At 37.4% G+C, this 17,556-nt stretch carries 15 protein-coding genes and 3 pseudogenes; 8 read left to right on the forward strand and 10 right to left on the reverse strand.

Features of this window, described 5'->3' with window-relative positions:
- Positions 1-12: 12 nt before the first annotated feature.
- The 4 genes from DBO93_RS12360 to DBO93_RS12375 all read right to left on the reverse strand — a co-directional run bounded on the left by DBO93_RS12360 (position 13) and on the right by DBO93_RS12375 (position 2,617).
- Entirely contained in the window at positions 13-423 is a 411-nt protein-coding gene (locus DBO93_RS12360; RefSeq protein ID WP_108456619.1) for a hypothetical protein, read from the reverse strand.
- A 107-nt stretch (positions 424-530) separates the two neighbouring features.
- Positions 531-896: a hypothetical protein gene (locus tag DBO93_RS12365; protein WP_162533783.1), complete on the reverse strand. Its 366-nt coding sequence runs from the start codon at positions 894-896 to the stop codon at positions 531-533.
- 111 nt (positions 897-1,007) lie between these two features.
- Positions 1,008-1,442: a hypothetical protein gene (locus tag DBO93_RS12370; protein ID WP_108456621.1), complete on the reverse strand. Its 435-nt coding sequence runs from the start codon at positions 1,440-1,442 to the stop codon at positions 1,008-1,010.
- A 167-nt stretch (positions 1,443-1,609) separates the two neighbouring features.
- Positions 1,610-2,617, reverse strand: a complete 1,008-nt coding sequence (locus DBO93_RS12375; RefSeq protein ID WP_108456622.1) for an MBL fold metallo-hydrolase — start codon at positions 2,615-2,617, stop codon at positions 1,610-1,612.
- A gap of 121 nt (positions 2,618-2,738) precedes the next feature.
- Here DBO93_RS12375 and DBO93_RS12380 point away from each other — a divergent pair, with 121 nt between their 5' ends.
- Entirely contained in the window at positions 2,739-2,891 is a 153-nt protein-coding gene (locus tag DBO93_RS12380) for a DUF6435 family protein (protein ID WP_239059206.1), read from the forward strand.
- A gap of 90 nt (positions 2,892-2,981) precedes the next feature.
- Here the strand turns inward: DBO93_RS12380 and DBO93_RS12385 are convergent, their stop codons facing one another.
- The 3 genes from DBO93_RS12385 to DBO93_RS12395 all read right to left on the reverse strand — a co-directional run bounded on the left by DBO93_RS12385 (position 2,982) and on the right by DBO93_RS12395 (position 5,890).
- Positions 2,982-3,209, reverse strand: coding sequence for a hypothetical protein (locus DBO93_RS12385; protein ID WP_108456623.1), 228 nt, complete (start codon positions 3,207-3,209; stop codon positions 2,982-2,984).
- 335 nt (positions 3,210-3,544) lie between these two features.
- Positions 3,545-4,957: an FAD-dependent oxidoreductase gene (locus DBO93_RS12390; protein WP_108456624.1), complete on the reverse strand. Its 1,413-nt coding sequence runs from the start codon at positions 4,955-4,957 to the stop codon at positions 3,545-3,547.
- Positions 4,958-5,062: 105 nt separating this feature from the next.
- Positions 5,063-5,890: a helix-turn-helix transcriptional regulator gene (locus DBO93_RS12395; RefSeq protein WP_162533784.1), complete on the reverse strand. Its 828-nt coding sequence runs from the start codon at positions 5,888-5,890 to the stop codon at positions 5,063-5,065.
- Between the two features lie 210 nt (positions 5,891-6,100).
- Between DBO93_RS12395 and DBO93_RS12400 the strand changes: the two genes are divergently transcribed.
- From DBO93_RS12400 to dsbB, 7 genes and pseudogenes are all read left to right on the forward strand, one after another.
- Positions 6,101-8,395, forward strand: coding sequence for a TonB-dependent receptor (locus DBO93_RS12400; RefSeq protein WP_108456626.1), 2,295 nt, complete (start codon positions 6,101-6,103; stop codon positions 8,393-8,395).
- Between the two features lie 116 nt (positions 8,396-8,511).
- Complete coding sequence (locus DBO93_RS12405) at positions 8,512-8,721, forward strand: hypothetical protein (RefSeq protein ID WP_108456627.1); 210 nt, start codon at positions 8,512-8,514, stop codon at positions 8,719-8,721.
- Positions 8,722-9,975 (forward strand): annotated as a pseudogene (locus DBO93_RS12410) (aldehyde dehydrogenase family protein); the annotation flags it as partial.
- A gap of 116 nt (positions 9,976-10,091) precedes the next feature.
- Positions 10,092-10,172: pseudogene (locus DBO93_RS19115) on the forward strand (hypothetical protein); the annotation flags it as partial.
- Between the two features lies 1 nt (position 10,173).
- A complete protein-coding gene (speB, locus tag DBO93_RS12415; protein WP_108456628.1) occupies positions 10,174-11,166 on the forward strand; it encodes an agmatinase in 993 nt (330 codons plus the stop codon).
- A 556-nt stretch (positions 11,167-11,722) separates the two neighbouring features.
- Positions 11,723-13,312 carry a sodium/proton antiporter NhaB gene (nhaB, locus tag DBO93_RS12420; protein ID WP_108456629.1) on the forward strand — a complete coding sequence of 530 codons (1,590 nt, stop codon included), beginning with the start codon at positions 11,723-11,725 and terminating at the stop codon, positions 13,310-13,312.
- Between the two features lie 142 nt (positions 13,313-13,454).
- On the forward strand, positions 13,455-13,973 hold the full coding sequence (gene dsbB / locus DBO93_RS12425) for a disulfide bond formation protein DsbB (protein WP_108456630.1): 519 nt from the start codon (positions 13,455-13,457) through the stop codon (positions 13,971-13,973).
- 118 nt (positions 13,974-14,091) lie between these two features.
- Here dsbB and DBO93_RS12430 read toward each other — a convergent pair.
- The 3 genes and pseudogenes from DBO93_RS12430 to DBO93_RS12440 all read right to left on the reverse strand — a co-directional run bounded on the left by DBO93_RS12430 (position 14,092) and on the right by DBO93_RS12440 (position 17,411).
- A pseudogene (locus DBO93_RS12430) lies at positions 14,092-15,467 on the reverse strand (SLC13 family permease).
- Between the two features lie 114 nt (positions 15,468-15,581).
- Positions 15,582-16,595, reverse strand: a complete 1,014-nt coding sequence (gene nagZ, locus DBO93_RS12435; protein ID WP_108456631.1) for a beta-N-acetylhexosaminidase — start codon at positions 16,593-16,595, stop codon at positions 15,582-15,584.
- Positions 16,596-16,775: 180 nt separating this feature from the next.
- A complete protein-coding gene (locus tag DBO93_RS12440; RefSeq protein ID WP_108456632.1) occupies positions 16,776-17,411 on the reverse strand; it encodes a TetR/AcrR family transcriptional regulator in 636 nt (211 codons plus the stop codon).
- Positions 17,412-17,556 lie beyond the last annotated feature (145 nt).

Genomic DNA, 17,556 nt, shown 5'->3' on the forward strand with positions numbered 1-17,556 from the left:
GTCGTCGTAGCTCTAATTGCCCAATAATAGCCGTTTTGTTCGCCAAGGATATCGAACTAATTTAGTAATTTTTAAAATAGCTCCTCTCGGTAAAGGAGAAATTATAGAACGTTGTTTTTCAAAAGCTAGCTTTGTAAATAGCTTTTCATCCCATTTTTTTTGAGATGATTTATATGCTTGGTAGTTATCTGGGGTTGTAGCATATTGGTTACCAGAATTAAAAATTTGAACTCCTGTACACCATTCAGTTGATTGCACAGTTGCATTAATATCAGCACACCTTGCTTCATACAAAAAGCCATCTTTAGATGTCATGAAATAACTTCCAATAAGGGTAATTGCCATTGGCTCATTAGTTTTATCATTTACTATTACATTACAACCTGAAAGTATTGATATGAATAAAACAGCTAGAAACTTCAAATACACCTCCGAGCACATAACGCCACACTATGAGGAAAAAAATTGTTGGCTAGAATTAGCGACGATGGAGCAAAAAGCCAACTGTTTTTGTCTTTTTGAGTGCATTGTTAAGAAGATGTACACTCCACGCTACCATGTACTAATGGAAAGTTTGCCCAGTCACCACTGCACCACTTTTTGTCACAATCTAAATTAACATCAGGTAAGCGCCCACCTGGCCACTGAGTGGTACGCTTAAAGTTATGAGTGAATTCTGATTTACAAAGTAGTTCTGCTCTAATTAGAAAATATTTTTCAAGCATTTCGTAATTTGAAAATCCATTTCCTGATATTTCAATGTAATAAGTATTATCACTAATTTTTTCAAAACGATCATACATTGGCTTTGAGCCAGTAAATGATGATGTTCCATAATCTGAAGATGTACACCCACTTAATAATGCAACAAAAATTAGAATAAGTATCCGATACAATTTAATCTCCCTAACGACCTAATAAAGAGCAAAAAATTGTTGGCTATAATAGCGACGCAGGAGCATAAGCCAACAGTTACTTGTCCTGCTTGAACAGTTTGTTATATGGCCTTACTCACCGAACAGGCTTTCAAGGTTATTTAATGGCGTTTCATCAACAACAACTTTTGATTTAGAATCTTCTCTTAAGCCTCTTATAGCTGAAGTAACAAGTAAAATACGCTTCTTTTTAGACAAAAATAATTCTTGATTCTCTTGCAAAGTGACTGCAAAAGCAATCTGTTCTAATTCCATGTTAGTTTTTTGATCGATAAGGATTAAGGCTGAAAGTTGACCTTCATCGTTTGAGTCTAAAGTAGATCTGATAAGGTTAATCATTTCCAAGTTACTAAGTTGCTCTTCAAGAGTAACTCTGGTTTTAAATATTGAATCAAAAGCTCCTGAAGTGAGCATTTCTTGAATTTGTATTTTAGGAATGCACTCATCATTTGCATTAACAAACGATGAAAAAAGTAAAATTATAACAAAGACATTAATATTTTTCATGAGCATCCTTGGCAATATAACGCCTCCTTAAGAGGCAAATAATAGTTAGCTAAAATAAGCGACGAATAAGCATAAGCCAACTTTTTTTGTCCTGCTTTAATAACTTGTATGTTTGTTAACCTCAAAATACATAAGTGCTATCAATAATCAGCTAACTATAATACAAACTAAATTGAATACGCCTTTCCAAAAATAGGAATAATTACTTTTAGAGGATCCATGTTTAATGACTTAATTTCTTCATTAAGAGTTTCTATAGGATCATTATATCCCTCATCGGTTAACTTAAAAGTCCCAAAGTGGATTCCGATCATCTTTTTACTCTCTAGGTCTTTAAATGCTTGCAGAGCATCCTTTGGGTTAAGATGAGCGTCTTTCATGAACCATCTAGGCTCATAAGCTCCAATTGGAATTAAAGAAAGATCGGGCGCACCGAGCTTCTCTTTAATTCCTTTAAAGAATTTCCCGTATCCTGTGTCCCCAGCAAAGTAGATCTTATAAGAATTTTCAATATAGAACCCACCCCAAAGCATTTCTCTTTTATCGAATATGCCTCTGGCCGACCAGTGCTGTGAGGGAACAAAAGTAATTTTAGTTTTATTAGCTGTTATGCTTTGCCACCAATCCAGATCAATAGCGGCTTTAATTCCGTTATCTTCTAAAAATGACTTCGTTTTTAACCCTGCAACGACTTTGGGAGCATCTCTATCTTTTAAGCGCTTGAGCGTATCAAGATCTAAGTGATCATAATGATTATGAGATATAAGAACGATATCTATTGAAGGCAGATCATCAAAGGCAATACCAGGTTTAATGACTCTCTTGGGTCCAGCAAATTGAACAGGTGAAGCTCTGAGTGAATAATGAGGATCTGTTAATATGTTTAAATTATCAACCTGAATAAGAACTGATGCATGGTTGATGACAGTAATAATTGGCTCTACTGATCTTTGGCTAGCAGGTTTAAACTGCTTGGAGTCAATTTCATCTGGCCAAGGAGTAGATTCACTCATGCTCCCCATTTTCCAACTGAGTAGATCAAATATACTTTTATCTTCAAAAGGCTCAATGTTATCAAATTTAACACCATCAAAAGGAGCGTTAGTCTGAGCATAAGGTTTATATGTGCAGGAGGAGAGTAAAACGGTAAATATTAACGCTGTGATTTTTTTCATTTAGCTTGCTCATTTTATTTAGTATTTATTTATACCAAAACACATTACGTAACGTAACCTATAAACTTAGATATTAAATTAAAAGTTAATGAATATGTTTTCATATATTTAGAAAGGCTCAATTAAAAAGTTGGACAAACTTTATGAAAGTAAACTTGAAGAAGCTATGTATGCCCAGCGTAAAGGTGATATGAAATCTTACGCAATGATCACTGCTGAAGCTGAAAAAATAAAAGTACAGATTTTGGAACTACAAGCTTCTACAAAAACATAACGCCGTTTTAAGCGACGATTAATAGCTTGCTATAATGTGCAATGAAGTGGAACCGAGCAAACTGTTAAGAGTTCGACTTAAAAACCCTATTTAAGTATCCTTATTATCAGAAAGTAAGTCTAATGCATTAACTAAAAGCTCGTGTTCTTCTGTACCCCTTTTAATATCCCACGCTTTACCTAAGAGAAGCCCACCGAAAATAGCTAGAGTTGTTGAAGTGAATCCAAACATGTTTTCATCAATAGACAATATAATGCTAGGCATAAAAACAAAAGTAATAAAAACTACTCCCAAAATAAAAAATAACCACTTATTCATCGTTTGCTTTTATAGTATGTTTCCAATTTGTCCGCAAATTCCAATTTTGTCATAAATCCTCCAGTGATTGATTTGATATCTAACGTCATATTAAAAGGTTAATAATCGTTGGTTAAAATAAGTAACGAAGGAGTAAACAACTAACTGTTATTTACCCTTTTGAGTGACTTGTATAGAACACCATTTTTTGATTACTTAGCAAAACCAACTTATTTTTTTGTAAAAAAAACTTAAAAACAACCACCTACTGAACCTACCCTGTAACTCAATCTGTGTCTAGCAGAGTATGATAAGAACAGCTTCCTTTAAATGATTTAGACTAGCTAGGTACATGTTTATTGTTCATTCTGCGTGACTGGAAAGCCCATTTTTTCAACTAGGCTTATCCATGGTTTACGCCAGCCACCTTTTTCGTCAAGCGTATCTAAGGCATACATCGTTATTTTTGCACCAATCCAGCGAAATGGCTCTGGTGGAATATACCCAGGTAATGTAGTAGCAAACTTAAGTTTAACTTCAGGTATACCGCTTTGATCTAAAACCCCTAATCCTACTCGCGCACCAAAGCGCGTAGCGGTAACACCAAAGCCAGAATAACCACCGGCATAAATCATATCACCTTGATAATAATGCTGGTAATGCACTGCCATTCGGGTAGTTAAAGCGATAGGACCACTCCAAGCATGAGAAAATTTAATGCCTGTTAGATACGGAAAAGTCTTATAAAAGTTTTCAACCAATGGGTAGAAATTATCGGCAGTTTTATCTGCTTTTGGATCGGTATTATTGTTAAAGAAATAACCTAAACGTCCACCAAATAATATTCTATTATCAGCCGTTAAACGCATATAGTTTAATTGCGTTCGTGTATCGTATACACCTTGACGATTCTGCCAGCCAATTTCTTTCATTTGAGCAGCGGTTAACGGCTCACTAACCACAATACGATCACGAATTGCTGACACTCTTCGGGTAATTTTTTTACTACCCGCGGCGAAAGCATTTGTAGCAAGTAATACTTTATTAGCTTTAATACTGCCTTGTGGAGTAACCACTAGCACACCTGGTTTAAGATGGGTTGACGACTCTAGTGGGGTGTTTTCAAAGACTCTAACCCCTAACTTCATTGCAGCTTTCTTCAATCCCCATGCAAGCTTGGCTGGGTGTACTGTTCCGCTACGTTTTTTTGACCATAAACCACCATGAAATAAAGGTGAGTTGATCTCTTTTTGAGTAGCTTCTTTATCCAATAAATGCGCGTCATGGCCATATTTTGTATACAGCTTATGTTCACTCACAATATCGGGTAAACCATCATCACCAATGGCGACCGTTAATTCACCGCCCCACTCAATATCGCAATCAATATTGTAACGTTCAATGGTCGCTTGAAAGCAATCCATGTTCTCTTTACCTAGGCGCTCAAGCTCATCCATGTCTTCAGGAAATAAGCGGTTGGCATTTGCTAAACCATGCATTACTGAGGTAGAAAGTATCGCTGCAGGGCGACCTGAAGCGCCAATAGCAATAGATTGGGCTTCAATAATAACAACATCACGTTCTGGGTTTGCTTCTTTGGCGTGAATAGCAGCCCATAATCCTGTAAAACCAGCACCAACAATAAGTAAGTCACACTTTATATTCGCCTCTAACACAGGCTCTGGCTCAGGTGCAGCTTCATTATCTAACCAATAAGGGAAAAACTTTGTTTTTAATAGTGCCTGTTTAGCATGCAAATTAGTTGTCATGGGTCGTTACTCGTTCAAATGGATTACATTAAGTATGAAACAACTATTTCAAAAAATGAGTAATTTAAATATCCCCTCATAAGGTGAAGCTTACTGGTAAAACGATTATTTCAAAAAAGTTAAGGGGTCAACTATCGCGCCTTCAGGCATGGCTTTCAATGACGCTATAAATAAATAAAACAACTCAGATTGTGAGCTAACATCAAGTTTATTATATATTTTTTTACGATGGTGCTTTATTGTTTCAACACTATTAGTTAACTTTTCAGCTATGTGTTTAATAGAATAACCATGCAAAACAAGATGAAGTATTTTACTTTCTCTTGGCGTTAATAGTGAATTACCAAAGTTGACTAAAGCGTTGTCCAGTTGCCACTCTAAGTTGGGTGCTTTAGTTTTTGTAATGTTTTTTCGCCACCGGATCAATATACTTTTGATCAAAGGAAAAATGATAGCAACTTGTTTCAAATCAGCTTTAGAAAAAGGGTTTTCGCCTGCATGCTTAACCATTGAAACACTGACAATAGCTTTATCTTCAAACTGAAATAAAAGACACATCTCGTCAATAAAACCTAATTTTTTGTAAAATAAATCGTAATACTCTGAGTCTTCAAAACCTTCAGGGCCAACACAATTTACGGTAAAAGGTCCTTCAACTCTTTCATCTAAGGCTTTACGGTAAAATGGATCTAACAAATACGCACCAGCGTCATAAGTATCAATTTGGTATTGCGGATCTTCATTGGCAAGTAAACGATGGTGAGAAGTTTGTGGGGGTTGTGAATGTTCAAAAATAGTCACTAAGCCACTACTACCATTGACTAAATTTTCAATACCTTTTAACAGTTCTGCAATAGCCTCTGAGCTAAAATCTTTAGCTATCACCATTGCTAATGACTCATGCCAGTTAATTAACTTACTCGAACTATTCATATAAGCCTTTTTTATCCTAATTTTAAAATCAAAAACATAACGTAGTTTACACAATACATGTGCTCCCCTTTTTAGGGGATAAACAAACATAGCTTAACCTGTAATAGTCTAAGAAGAACATAAAAAACATATTCAGCAAAATCACCTAGTTGCTACTAATAATGATTAACGACTGAATTTACAGAAAATACTATACCTTGGAGTGAGACGATGAAAACACATCATATTTTTTCTAAGTCAGTCATCGCACTGGCAATTATTACCACATTAGCACCTGCCGCAAATAGTGCTGAAATTGAAAAAATTCAAATAACAGCGCAAAAACGTACACAAAGCATCAATGAAGTGGGTGTTACAACCACCGCTTTTAATGGTGAAATGCTTGAAGAGTTAGGCATTGAAAGTGCTGTTGATTTAGGTGATCACACTCCAGGCCTAGTCGCCGTTAACTCAACGTCAGGCAGTACACCTATTTTTGCCATTCGTGGTATTGGCCTTGACGATTTCAGCCCGAACAATACAAGTGGTGTTGGTGTATATACTGATGAAGTTTTTGCTAGTAGCCCTGCATATTTAGGCGGTCAACTATTTGATATTGAACGCGTTGAAGTATTAAAAGGCCCGCAAGGAACTTTATACGGAAAAAATACAACAGGTGGTGCCATTAACTTTATTACCCGTAAACCTACTGAAGATTTTGAAGCTTTTATCGAAGCTGATTACAGTAGTTATCAAACACTTGAAATTACAACCGCTGTAGGTGGTGCGTTAACTGATACAGTTAATGGTCGCTTTTCTCTTAACTACGCTAAATCTAATGAGGGTTGGCAAACAGACAATAGTACCGGTGAAGAATTTGGTTTAATCGATACGTTTGCGGTTAGAGGTCAACTTGGCTTTGAATTGGGCAGTAGTGGCACTGCCTTATTCCGTGTTTATGCCAATCAAGATAAATCAAAGCCTTTGACTCCTGACAGTGAAGGCATTAAAGATAGTTTTGGTGATGACTCTTTTGCAGCATTAAATTCTCCTGCCGCTGCTGACGACGTTAGTGTTGGCGCACTTGACGTTAGTCGTGATGAATCAGGATCTGGCGTTGCATTAACCTTAGATTATAGTTTTGACAAGTTTGACGTGATTTCAATTAGCTCATGGGATCAATATGACCGTGCCGTTGTTGATAATTATGATGGAAGTGCTGTTTCAACTATGACGCTAGTGCAAGATGATAAATTAGAGCAATGGTCACAAGAGATACGTTTTATTAGCACAGATAATGACGATTTTACTTGGGTAGCGGGTGCTAATATTTCCAATGAAAACGTCGAAGCTTATGACTTCTTTGATGACTCTTTCTTTGTTACCGACTCAGCATTTGACGGCACTTTATACCCAGAAGATATTAATGCTTTTGGTTTAGATAGATTTATTGCCGATTATGTACAAGAAACAGATTCTTATGGTTTATATTTGCACACTGAAACTCAGCTTAATGACAATTGGAAATTCATTGCAGGTATTCGTTATTCGTATGATGAAAGAAGCTTTAATGGTACTGCAACCAATGAAAGTTTTGGTGATACCTTCCCTGTAACATCATTAAATGAAACAAATGATGAGAGTGCTGTAACAGGTAAAATCGGTCTTGACTGGAAAGTAAATGATGATTTATTGGTCTTTGGTAATGTATCAACAAGTTACAAAAGTGGCGTTTACTATGGTGGAGCAATACTAGACTCTGATGCATGGAGTTATGTAAAACCAGAAGATGTACTCTCTTCTGAACTAGGCTTTAAGTGGACTTTACTAGACGGCAGTATGCAACTTAACGGCGCACTCTTTGCGTTAGAGTATGAGAACCGTCAATCACTATTAACCTATGTCGCTGATGAATTTAGTGATTTTAGTGGCTTCGCTGTTGCTGATACCACGCTAGCCAATATTCCTGAATCTCAAACTTCAGGTTTTGAACTTGACTTACGTTGGTTACCGACTGACGAGTTAACCATTCAGGCAGGGGTTGCTTATTTAGACTCGAAAGTAACTAAAGCGCCAAATACTGAAGATTTGCGTGGCATTAACACCGACCCTTCAGTGAATGATCAAGCTAGTGAAGACGGATTTGGTTTTGTCGATGCACTTGCCGACGAATTAAATAAAAACACAGCATTATCTCAAGCACCAGAGTGGAGTTATAACGCCTTAGTTGCTTATGATATGCCACTAGAGAATGACTTGTTTTTAAAATTCCAAACAAGCTATAGCTACTCTGGTTCGCAATACGCACAGCTTGCAGATAGTAATGCTAAGTATGGTTCAATCAGTACCTTAAATGGTTTAGTTTCCTTAACGTCAGATGATGCAGGTTGGTCAGTATCACTTTGGGCAAGAAACATACTAGATAACGACGCTGAAACCTATTCATTTACTGGTTTCGCAGGACGTACAGTGTATCGTCAAAAACCGGCAACATTTGGTGTTACATTCAAGTATGACTATTACTAAACAATAATACCTAAACTCACCTGAATGAATCCCCTATATAGGGGATTTATCTCCCCTCGCTCCGCTCCTATAATATTTATACGGTAATGCCAAACCTTCAAGAGGATAAAGTAAATATGCCAAGTAAAAATTATACGCAAGAAATTGTGCAAAAAGACAAAGCACATTTTATGCACCCTTGGACTGTATTTGATGTTTATAAAACCGAAGGGGCTTTGCCTATCGAAAAAGCATCAGGCATACATATTGAAGATACCGATGGTAATAAATATCTAGATGCTGTGGGTGGTTTATGGTGCAATCACATAGATAAGGACTCAAGCTAAATGCTTAATTTAAATAAATACTATATTGATGGTCAATGGCTTAATAACACCAATGGTAATGTCCTCGATGTTATAAACCCTGCCACTGAAGTTGCTATCGCTCAAGTGGCTTGTGGTGATATTGAGCACGTTAATGCAGCGGTAAGTTCAGCTAAAAAAGCCTTTCCCGTTTGGTTAAATACATCATCAAAAACACGCAGTGATATTATTAAAAAAATAGCCAGTGAAATGGAGCGCCGTCAAGATGAATTAGTAACGGCGGTATCACAAACTATGGGTTGCCCTGAGCACATTGCTAGCTGGTTGCAAATTGAAGGCGCTATTTACGCCATGGCATTATTTGCTGATCACACTGCGATAACCGAAACTCAAGAGCAAGGCGATAAGTGCATTATTGTTAAAGAGGCAATTGGTGTTTGTGGTTTTATAAACCCTTGGAATTTCCCCTTGCATCAGTTTGTCGGTAAAGTTGGCGCTGCGCTTGCTGCAGGTTGTACTATGGTGGTTAAACCCTCTGAACAAACGCCTATACAAGATTTTATCATGGCCGAAATTATTGCCTCGGTATTAGCAGAGTTTAACGCCCCTGCAGGCGTATTTAATTTGGTGCCAGGCACAGGTCCTGTTGTTGGTGATGCCTTAAGTCGTCATGCAGATATTGATATGATTTCGTTTACTGGCTCTACTGGAGCAGGGATTAAAGTGGCGCAAGCCGCTGCACCGACAGTAAAGCGGGTAATGCAGGAACTTGGCGGCAAGTCACCTTTTATTATTACTCCAGATGCAAACTTAGCTGATGCGGTAAAGTATGGCGTTGAAGATGTAATGTTAAACAGTGGCCAAAGCTGCAATACACTGGCCAGAATGCTAGTACCACAAGCGCTTTATGATGAAGCTGTTTCATTAGCTCAAACCATAGCTCAGTCATTAAAACTTGGTATGACAGAAGATGCTTTTTTAGGTCCAGTAAGTTCAAAAGCACATCAAGATCGCGTACTAAGCTATATTCAATTGGGTATTGATGAAGGCGCAAAATTAGTCTGCGGTGGCCTTGAACGTCCTGAAGGTTTAGATAAAGGTTTTTACATTAAGCCAACAATTTTTGCTAACGTGCATAATAAAATTCGCATAGCTCAAGAAGAAATATTTGGTCCTGTTTTGTGTATGATCCCTTACCAAACAATGGATGAAGCTATTGAAATTGCTAATGATACACCTTTTGGTTTGTCTTCTGCGGTATTTGCCAAAGATGATAACGCGGCAATTAAAATTGCCACAAAAATTCGCGCCGGACAGTGCATGATAAATGGTGGTGAATTTAATTATTCAGCCCCTTTGGCGGCTACAAACAATCAGGCAATGGCAGAGAATTCACCGCTATGGGTGTTGAAGAATTCCTTGAAACAAAAGCCATAATATATACCACTAATACTTGTGAAGAAGGTGAATAAAATGAGTAACGCGAATAAGCCCCCAATTAACCAGCCTAGATTTAACCAACCTATGGGTGGCAATGAAATGCCACGTTTTGGCGGCCCAGGTACCATGTTTCGTTTACCTGCCTGTGACTTAAACAGCAATGATGCCGCCGAACTTGATATCGGCATTGTTGGTGTACCATTAGATATTGGTGCAAGTAACCGCAGTGGTACACGTTACGGTCCTCGTTCAGTGCGTAATGAATCAGTATTAGTGCGACCTTATGGCATGTATACCAAAGCAGCGCCATTTGACAGCTTTCAAGTGGCCGATATTGGCGATACCGCAATTAATACTTTTAACTTAGCTGATTCGATTAAAATTATTGAAGCGCACTACGACGATATTATGGCCAAAGATATTAAGCCTGTTACTGTTGGTGGCGATCACACCATTAGCTTACCTATCTTACGTGCGTTATATAAAAAGCATGGCACCATGGCGCTTGTCCATATTGATGCTCATGCCGACATTAATGACAGCATGTTTGGAGAAAAAGAGTGTCATGGCACAATTTTTAGACGCGCTATTGAAGAAGGTTTAGTTGACCCGAAAAAAATGGTGCAAATCGGCCAACGAGCAACTGGCTATAGTTCACAAGATTTTCAATGGGCAGTTGATCGTGGCGTTCGTGTCGTTCAAGCCGAAGAATGTTGGTTTAAATCATTAACACCTTTAATGGCTGAAGTTCGAGCGTTAATTGGCGAAGAAACGCCAACTTACCTCACCTTTGATATTGACGGATTAGACCCAGCTTTCGCGCCAGGAACTGGTACACCAGAGCCTGCCGGATTAACATCATCACAAGGATTAGAAATTATTCGTGGTGTTTATGGTACTAATTTGGTCGGAGCTGATTTAGTAGAAGTTTCTCCACCTTATGATACAACCGGCAATACGTCTTTATTAGCAGCTAACTTAATCTTTGAAATGTTATGTAGCTTTCCAGGTTGTATTCGAAGATAAATAAACTAAATCTAGTCGAAGAAACTAATTTCGCGATTACATCGACAGTACTTAGCACTGAAATATTGCTCAGTACTGTCTCTCTTTTAATAATCAGAATTACTGAGTTCTAGTTATCAATGCCGTTATACTACTAATATTAAACAGAACATTTGCCTTTTTTGACACTATATTAAGTTAGCCAAATTAATTAACGATCTCATTAATTATGAATCATTAACCCTTTCAGCTTTTTTGAACGCACATTTGTCTATTTTCAAGGCTTAAATTAAGCGTTTTAATTATATTAATACAAATTTTTATCAAGATATTTAACGATACAATATCGCTATAATCACTGTTATTTGGACTTTTTTGACAGGTTTAATCGCATTATTATATATTCCTCAGTTAAAAAGCCACTCTCTAGGCTATTACAAAATAAAACTGGTTAATCACACATATTTACAATAGTTAATTTTACGCTTAAACTCATGAGAGCATTAAATTTATATAAAATAATTATAAAAAGCACAGTCGCACTAACCCAAGCTCTTAATTTTTCAAAAGGTTCATTATGCAGCAATCATTCATGAATGCGTTTTACAAAAACTTTCTTGGCAATTCGCCAGAATGGTACAAACTCGCAATAATTACATTTTTAGTCATTAACCCCGTATTGTTTTTCTTTGTAGACCCTTATATTGCCGGTTGGGCTTTAGTGGTTGAATTTATTTTTACTTTAGCCATGGCATTAAAGTGTTACCCATTACAGCCAGGTGGTTTGTTGGCCATTGAAGCAGTTGCTATCGGAATGACCAGCCCAGGGCAAGTAATGCATGAGATGATTTTAAACTTTGAAGTAATATTATTATTAATCTTCATGGTTGCCGGCATTTACTTTATGAAGAGTTTATTACTGTTTTTGTTTACTAAAATAGTCACTAAAGTCCGATCCAAAGTAATGGTTTCATTACTCTTTTGTTTCTCAGGCGCTTTTTTATCAGCCTTCCTTGATGCCTTAACAGTAATTGCTGTAATCATCAGTGTTGCTATTGGCTTTTACTCTGTATATCACAAAGTTGCTTCAGGTAAAGATGTACTGATTGAACATGATCACACTAGTGACAACGAATTAGCTGAATATTCACGTGATGACTTAGAGCAATTTCGCGGCTACTTACGTAATTTAATGATGCATGCAGGTGTTGGTACGGCGTTAGGTGGTGTATGTACTATCGTTGGTGAACCTCAAAACTTAGTTATTGGTCAACAAGCTGGTTGGGAATTCCTAGAATTTGCTATTCGTATGTCACCAGTAACTATCCCGGTATTTTTTGCTGGCTTGTTTACTTGTTTCTTATTAGAAAAAGTAAAATGGTTTGGTTACGGTGTTGCCTTACCAGAAAATGTTTATAACGTACTTAATGAGTTTGATATTGCCGAAAGTGAAAAACGCAATACACTTGATAATGCCAAGCTTGTTATCCAAGGTGCTATTGCCGTTTGGTTAATTGTTGGTCTGGCAATGCATTTAGCGCCGGTCGGTATTATTGGTTTATCTGTTATTATTCTAGCAACCGCTTTTACCGGTGTAACTGAAGAGCATCAAATTGGCCATGCCTTTGAAGAAGCGTTGCCTTTCACTGCTTTATTAGCCGTATTTTTCGCTGTTGTTGCTGTGATTGTAGACCAAGGCTTATTTACACCAGTTATTACTTGGGTGTTAACGTTTGAAGGTAATATGCAGCTTGTTATGTTCTATCTAGCAAACGGCTTATTATCTATGGTTAGTGATAACGTTTTCGTTGGTACAGTTTATATTACAGAAATTACAAAAGCGTTATCTGCTGGGCAAATTACCCGAGACCAATTTGACTTATTAGCCGTTGCAATTAACACAGGTACTAACTTACCAAGTGTAGCAACACCAAATGGTCAAGCTGCATTCTTGTTCTTATTAACTTCAGCATTAGCACCGTTAATTAGATTGTCTTATGGTCGTATGGTTATCATGGCTTTCCCGTACACAATAGTGTTAACTATTGTAGGTTTGTTGGCTATTTCAACAGGACAGTTAAGCAAATATACTGATTACTTTTATGAGATAGATTTAATACAACATCATGATGGCAAAGCAGTAACTAAGGCACCAGGTGGACACTAAGTGTTACCCTAGTCATAAGTAGATATAAAATCTAACAAAAGCGCCCTTGTGGCGTTTTTTGTTTATTGATAGCATGCATTAATACTTCCTAAACCCATGATCCAAAGTGGATTAACAACAACTCAGTCGTAGGTACCATTTCGTGAATTTTATAAGCCAATTATCTTTAAACCAAAGAGCATGGCAATTGCTCGCCATTAGCGCATTATGTTTTGAACTCATCGCATTATATTTTCAATATTTTATGGGGCTTGAGCCTTGCATTATGTGTATTTATCAACGAACGGCAGTATGGGGAATATTCTTAGCTGGTGTTATTGGCGCATTCGGTTGCCAACACTTGGTAATGCGTATTGTCGCTTACGGTTTATGGGCTACAGCGGCTATTTGGGGCTTTATCATTGCTTTAGAGCATGTTGATATGCAATCTTCAACTATGTCATTTTTGTTTAGCTGTGAAATAGTACCAAACTTTCCTTCATGGGCGCCTTTGCATCAGTGGTTACCGGCTTTATTTGAAGCCAGTGGTGATTGTGGTGATATTAAGTGGGATTTTTTAGGTTTTAGTATGCCACAAGTTATGCTGGTTATATTTGCAGCTTATAGCACTGCCTTTACTATCGTTTTGTTAACAAGATTACTAAAAGAAAAAAGGCTTTAATAATTAAGCAACAGTGACCAATACTTATGTTATTGGTCACTGTTAACCCTTGAGCTTATCCAAGCTATCTAACATAGCAAAACTCTATACACTTATATTTCAGCTTAGTTCATTGCTTTTAAAGCAGTAATAAATAACAGGTAATTCCCACTAAACAGGCAATAATAAAGCTCAGTACAGCCCCTTCTTTCACCATATGTTGAATTTCTATTTCACCCGTTCCATAAGCAATAGCATTTGGAGCCGTTGCTACTGGTAACATAAAAGCACAACTCGCACATATTGCTGCAGGTACCATTAACACCTTGGGATCGTAGCCTGAAGCAATGGCCGCTGCCGCTAAAATTGGCATCAATAAAGTTGCCGTTGCGGTATTACTGGTTATTTCTGTTAAATAAGTCACCACCAAACAAATAGTCACAATCATAATGATTGCTGGTAAATTGGAAAATGTAGCAAGCCACTGACCCAATAAGTCACTTAATCCAGATGCTACAAAACCTTTAGCTAATGCAATACCACCAGCAAATAGTAATAGCATCCCCAAGGAATAGTTTTGGCGCTGTCCCAATCCAATAAGCGAGAGCCTTTTCCGTTCGGTACGATAAACATCAATACAACGGCAAATAATGCGATGGTACTATCGCCAGCTATTTCAACGCCGAAAATACCGCTCCAACCGCCAAAAGGTTCTGAACGGGTTATCCATGCAAGTGCTGTTAGCCCAAAAACCCATAATGTGCGAGACTCTTCTACACGCCAAGCCCCTAATTCTGGTAAATGTATCTCTTGTTCAAGCTTAACGTTTCTAGTTAACCAAAAAGCCATAATGGGCACCGCTAGAACGACAATAGGTACGCCTATTTTCATCCACTCTAAAAAGCCAAACTCAATGCCAGTTTGTTCCTCGTAAATACCCATAAAAATAACATTTGGCGGTGTACCAATCGGTGTACCAACACCACCAACATTGGCGGCATATGCAATACCAAGAATTAAAGCCACTTTAAGCTTCTTATTGTCAATATGTTTGAGAATAGCCAAAGCTATGGGTAACATAATGAGGGTTGTTGCGGTGTTAGAGATCCACATACTTAAAAATGCACTTGCTACCATAAACCCTAGCACCATGCGCCTGCCACTATTTACGCCAACCATTCTCACCATGTAAACAGCTAAACGTTCATGTGCCCCACTTTTTTCTATAGCTTTTGAGAGCATAAATGCGCCCATAAGCAACAATATGACGTGGCTTCCTAAAGCAGATGCGACCGTTTTGTGATCAACAACGCCAAAAAGTGGCAACAAGGCAAATGGCACTAATGATGTTGCGGGTATAGGCAGTGCTTCTGTAACCCACCAAATTACAGTTAACAGGGTAATAGCCGCGGCAACAGATGCTTTGCTCTCCATGCCTAAGGCTTGTAAGAAGAAGTAGAAACATATTGCTAAAATAGGCCCCAATGGAATGAATAATTGTCGAGTTACTTTCATAAATTTATTCTATTTTTTATTATTTATTATTTATTATTTATTATTTATTATTTATATCTACGGTTTTGACTTGTTTTTTGATAACAAACCAATTCATTAATTTGCAAAACGATGTTATTTATAGGTTTTCAAGTATTGGCTGGCATGTTGCCATGAAGTATTACTCTTTAATGAAGACCAATGATTATTATCTTTTTTCAATAACGTTTTAAGTCGTTCACTACTGATTGATAAGTTTGAAATATTGGCATTATCGAGTACATCAACACAGCCGTCTCGGTTGTTACACAATAACAACATATCGCAGCCAGCATCTTGTGCTGCTTCAGCGCGTTCAACATATCCACCTGCACTTGCAGCGCCTTGCATAGATAAATCATCACTAAAAATCACACCATTAAAGCCAAGTTTTTCTCGTAGAATGTCTTGCAGCCAATAACGAGAAAAACCAACAGCTTGGCTGTCAACATCAGGAAAAATAACATGTGCAGGCATCAGCGCATCAACTTTTTGTTTAGCAATAAGTTGCTGAAAAGGCACTAAGTCTTGTTGAAATATTTCTGCTTTTGAGCGTGTGTCTATAGGTAAATCGACATGTGAATCGGCTTTAACACTACCGTGACCCGGAAAATGTTTTCCGGTTGCTTTCATACCAACTTGATGTAAACCATTAATAAAAGCTTCAGCTAACTCGGTTACATATTGAGGTTGTTGATGAAAAGAGCGATCGCCTATAACGTCACTAATATTATTAATATCTAGTACAGGTGCAAAGCTAATATCGATACCAACAGCTTGCACTTCCAATGCCATTAATATCGCACTTTGTTTAGCAAGTTCTTTCGCTAAATCAAGATTCGCATCTGACATTTTCCACAGTTTACCCATTGCCGGGATCAACGAAAAACCATCTCGAAAGCGCTGTACGCGACCACCTTCGTGATCTACGGCTATTAACATGGGCTTTTTGGCGGCAACACGAATTTGTTGGTTTAAATCAGCAATTTGTTCAGGGGATTGATAATTGCGCGTAAATAATATTAAACCACCCACTAATGGATGTTGAATAATTTCTTTATCTTCTTGAGACAATGATGTGCTTTGCACATCAAGCATGACTGGACCCATAACAACACTTTGAAAAGTTAAGATGCTGCTACTCTACCTAAATAACATCAATAAACAAAGTTGCTTGGTTAAATATATCAACCATCAACCTAAGTTTTTTTATACCTTTAGTAATTTTAAAATATGCCTAAAACATCCTGAACGTAGCGTGAAAATACACTACGTTTTCAAATAAAGTGGTTAGTCGTTAATTTTTTTAGGCATGGGAGCACCAACACCAGCAGCTACATAAGGGATAACATTTCTGATCACATCTGATATTTGTAGCTCACGTTTGAAATCACTTTTCGCAATATCGATTAAAGCATCACTTGATGACATAGTGAAAACCACCGTCCCCATAGTAAAGTGCAATCGCCAAAACATCTCTTCAGCACTTAGTTCTGGGTAGGCTTTTTGTACGGCGATGACAAAATTATCAATTACACCGGGGTATTGAGTAGTTAAAAACCAGCGTAAAAAACCCTGACTGTCGGTATAACCTCGACCGAGTAACTGGAGAAAATTACTTGTACCGTTATTTTTAAAGTCATTTAATGATAATAATGGATCAATAAAAGCAGAAAACACTTCAATTAAACTTGGTGACTCTTGCTCACAAACTTCAGTTAAGGCTAGCTCTAACCGTGGAGATAACTCGTTCATGTAACGTGACATAACGGCTTTAATTAATTCCTTTTTCGAACCAAAGTGGTAATTAACTGCGGCTAAATTTACTTCAGCCTGACTGGTGATTTCACGCAGAGAGGTGCCATTAAAACCTTTATCTGCAAACAAGCTTTCTGCTGCATCTAGTATTTTATTCTTCGTACTCATAAATAAATAGCGCCGTAATTCTGGTTTAATAAAAAATTAATACAAGCAGTTTAAACAAGCGTTTAAAATAACGCAACTCAGAATAAAAACCTTATAAAATAAAAGACAAGAAAAGCCTTAAATGTTTATGTTAACAATAGTTAGT

This window comes from Colwellia sp. Arc7-D, from assembly GCF_003061515.1.
In the GTDB taxonomy this organism is placed as follows: domain Bacteria; phylum Pseudomonadota; class Gammaproteobacteria; order Enterobacterales; family Alteromonadaceae; genus Cognaticolwellia.

Excerpts from the sequence above, each read along its gene's own strand:
- DBO93_RS12370 (WP_108456621.1), bottom strand. The coding sequence starts at position 1,442 with ATGAAAAATATTAATGTCTTTGTTATAATTTTACTTTTTTCATCGTTT.
- DBO93_RS12375 (WP_108456622.1), bottom strand. The coding sequence starts at position 2,617 with ATGAAAAAAATCACAGCGTTAATATTTACCGTTTTACTCTCCTCCTGC.
- DBO93_RS12385 (WP_108456623.1), bottom strand. The coding sequence starts at position 3,209 with ATGAATAAGTGGTTATTTTTTATTTTGGGAGTAGTTTTTATTACTTTT.
- DBO93_RS12390 (WP_108456624.1), bottom strand. The coding sequence starts at position 4,957 with ATGACAACTAATTTGCATGCTAAACAGGCACTATTAAAAACAAAGTTT.
- DBO93_RS12395 (WP_162533784.1), bottom strand. The coding sequence starts at position 5,890 with ATGAATAGTTCGAGTAAGTTAATTAACTGGCATGAGTCATTAGCAATG.
- DBO93_RS12400 (WP_108456626.1), top strand. The coding sequence starts at position 6,101 with ATGAAAACACATCATATTTTTTCTAAGTCAGTCATCGCACTGGCAATT.
- DBO93_RS12405 (WP_108456627.1), top strand. The coding sequence starts at position 8,512 with ATGCCAAGTAAAAATTATACGCAAGAAATTGTGCAAAAAGACAAAGCA.
- speB (WP_108456628.1), top strand. The coding sequence starts at position 10,174 with ATGAGTAACGCGAATAAGCCCCCAATTAACCAGCCTAGATTTAACCAA.
- nhaB (WP_108456629.1), top strand. The coding sequence starts at position 11,723 with ATGCAGCAATCATTCATGAATGCGTTTTACAAAAACTTTCTTGGCAAT.
- nagZ (WP_108456631.1), bottom strand. The coding sequence starts at position 16,595 with ATGGGTCCAGTCATGCTTGATGTGCAAAGCACATCATTGTCTCAAGAA.
- DBO93_RS12440 (WP_108456632.1), bottom strand. The coding sequence starts at position 17,411 with ATGAGTACGAAGAATAAAATACTAGATGCAGCAGAAAGCTTGTTTGCA.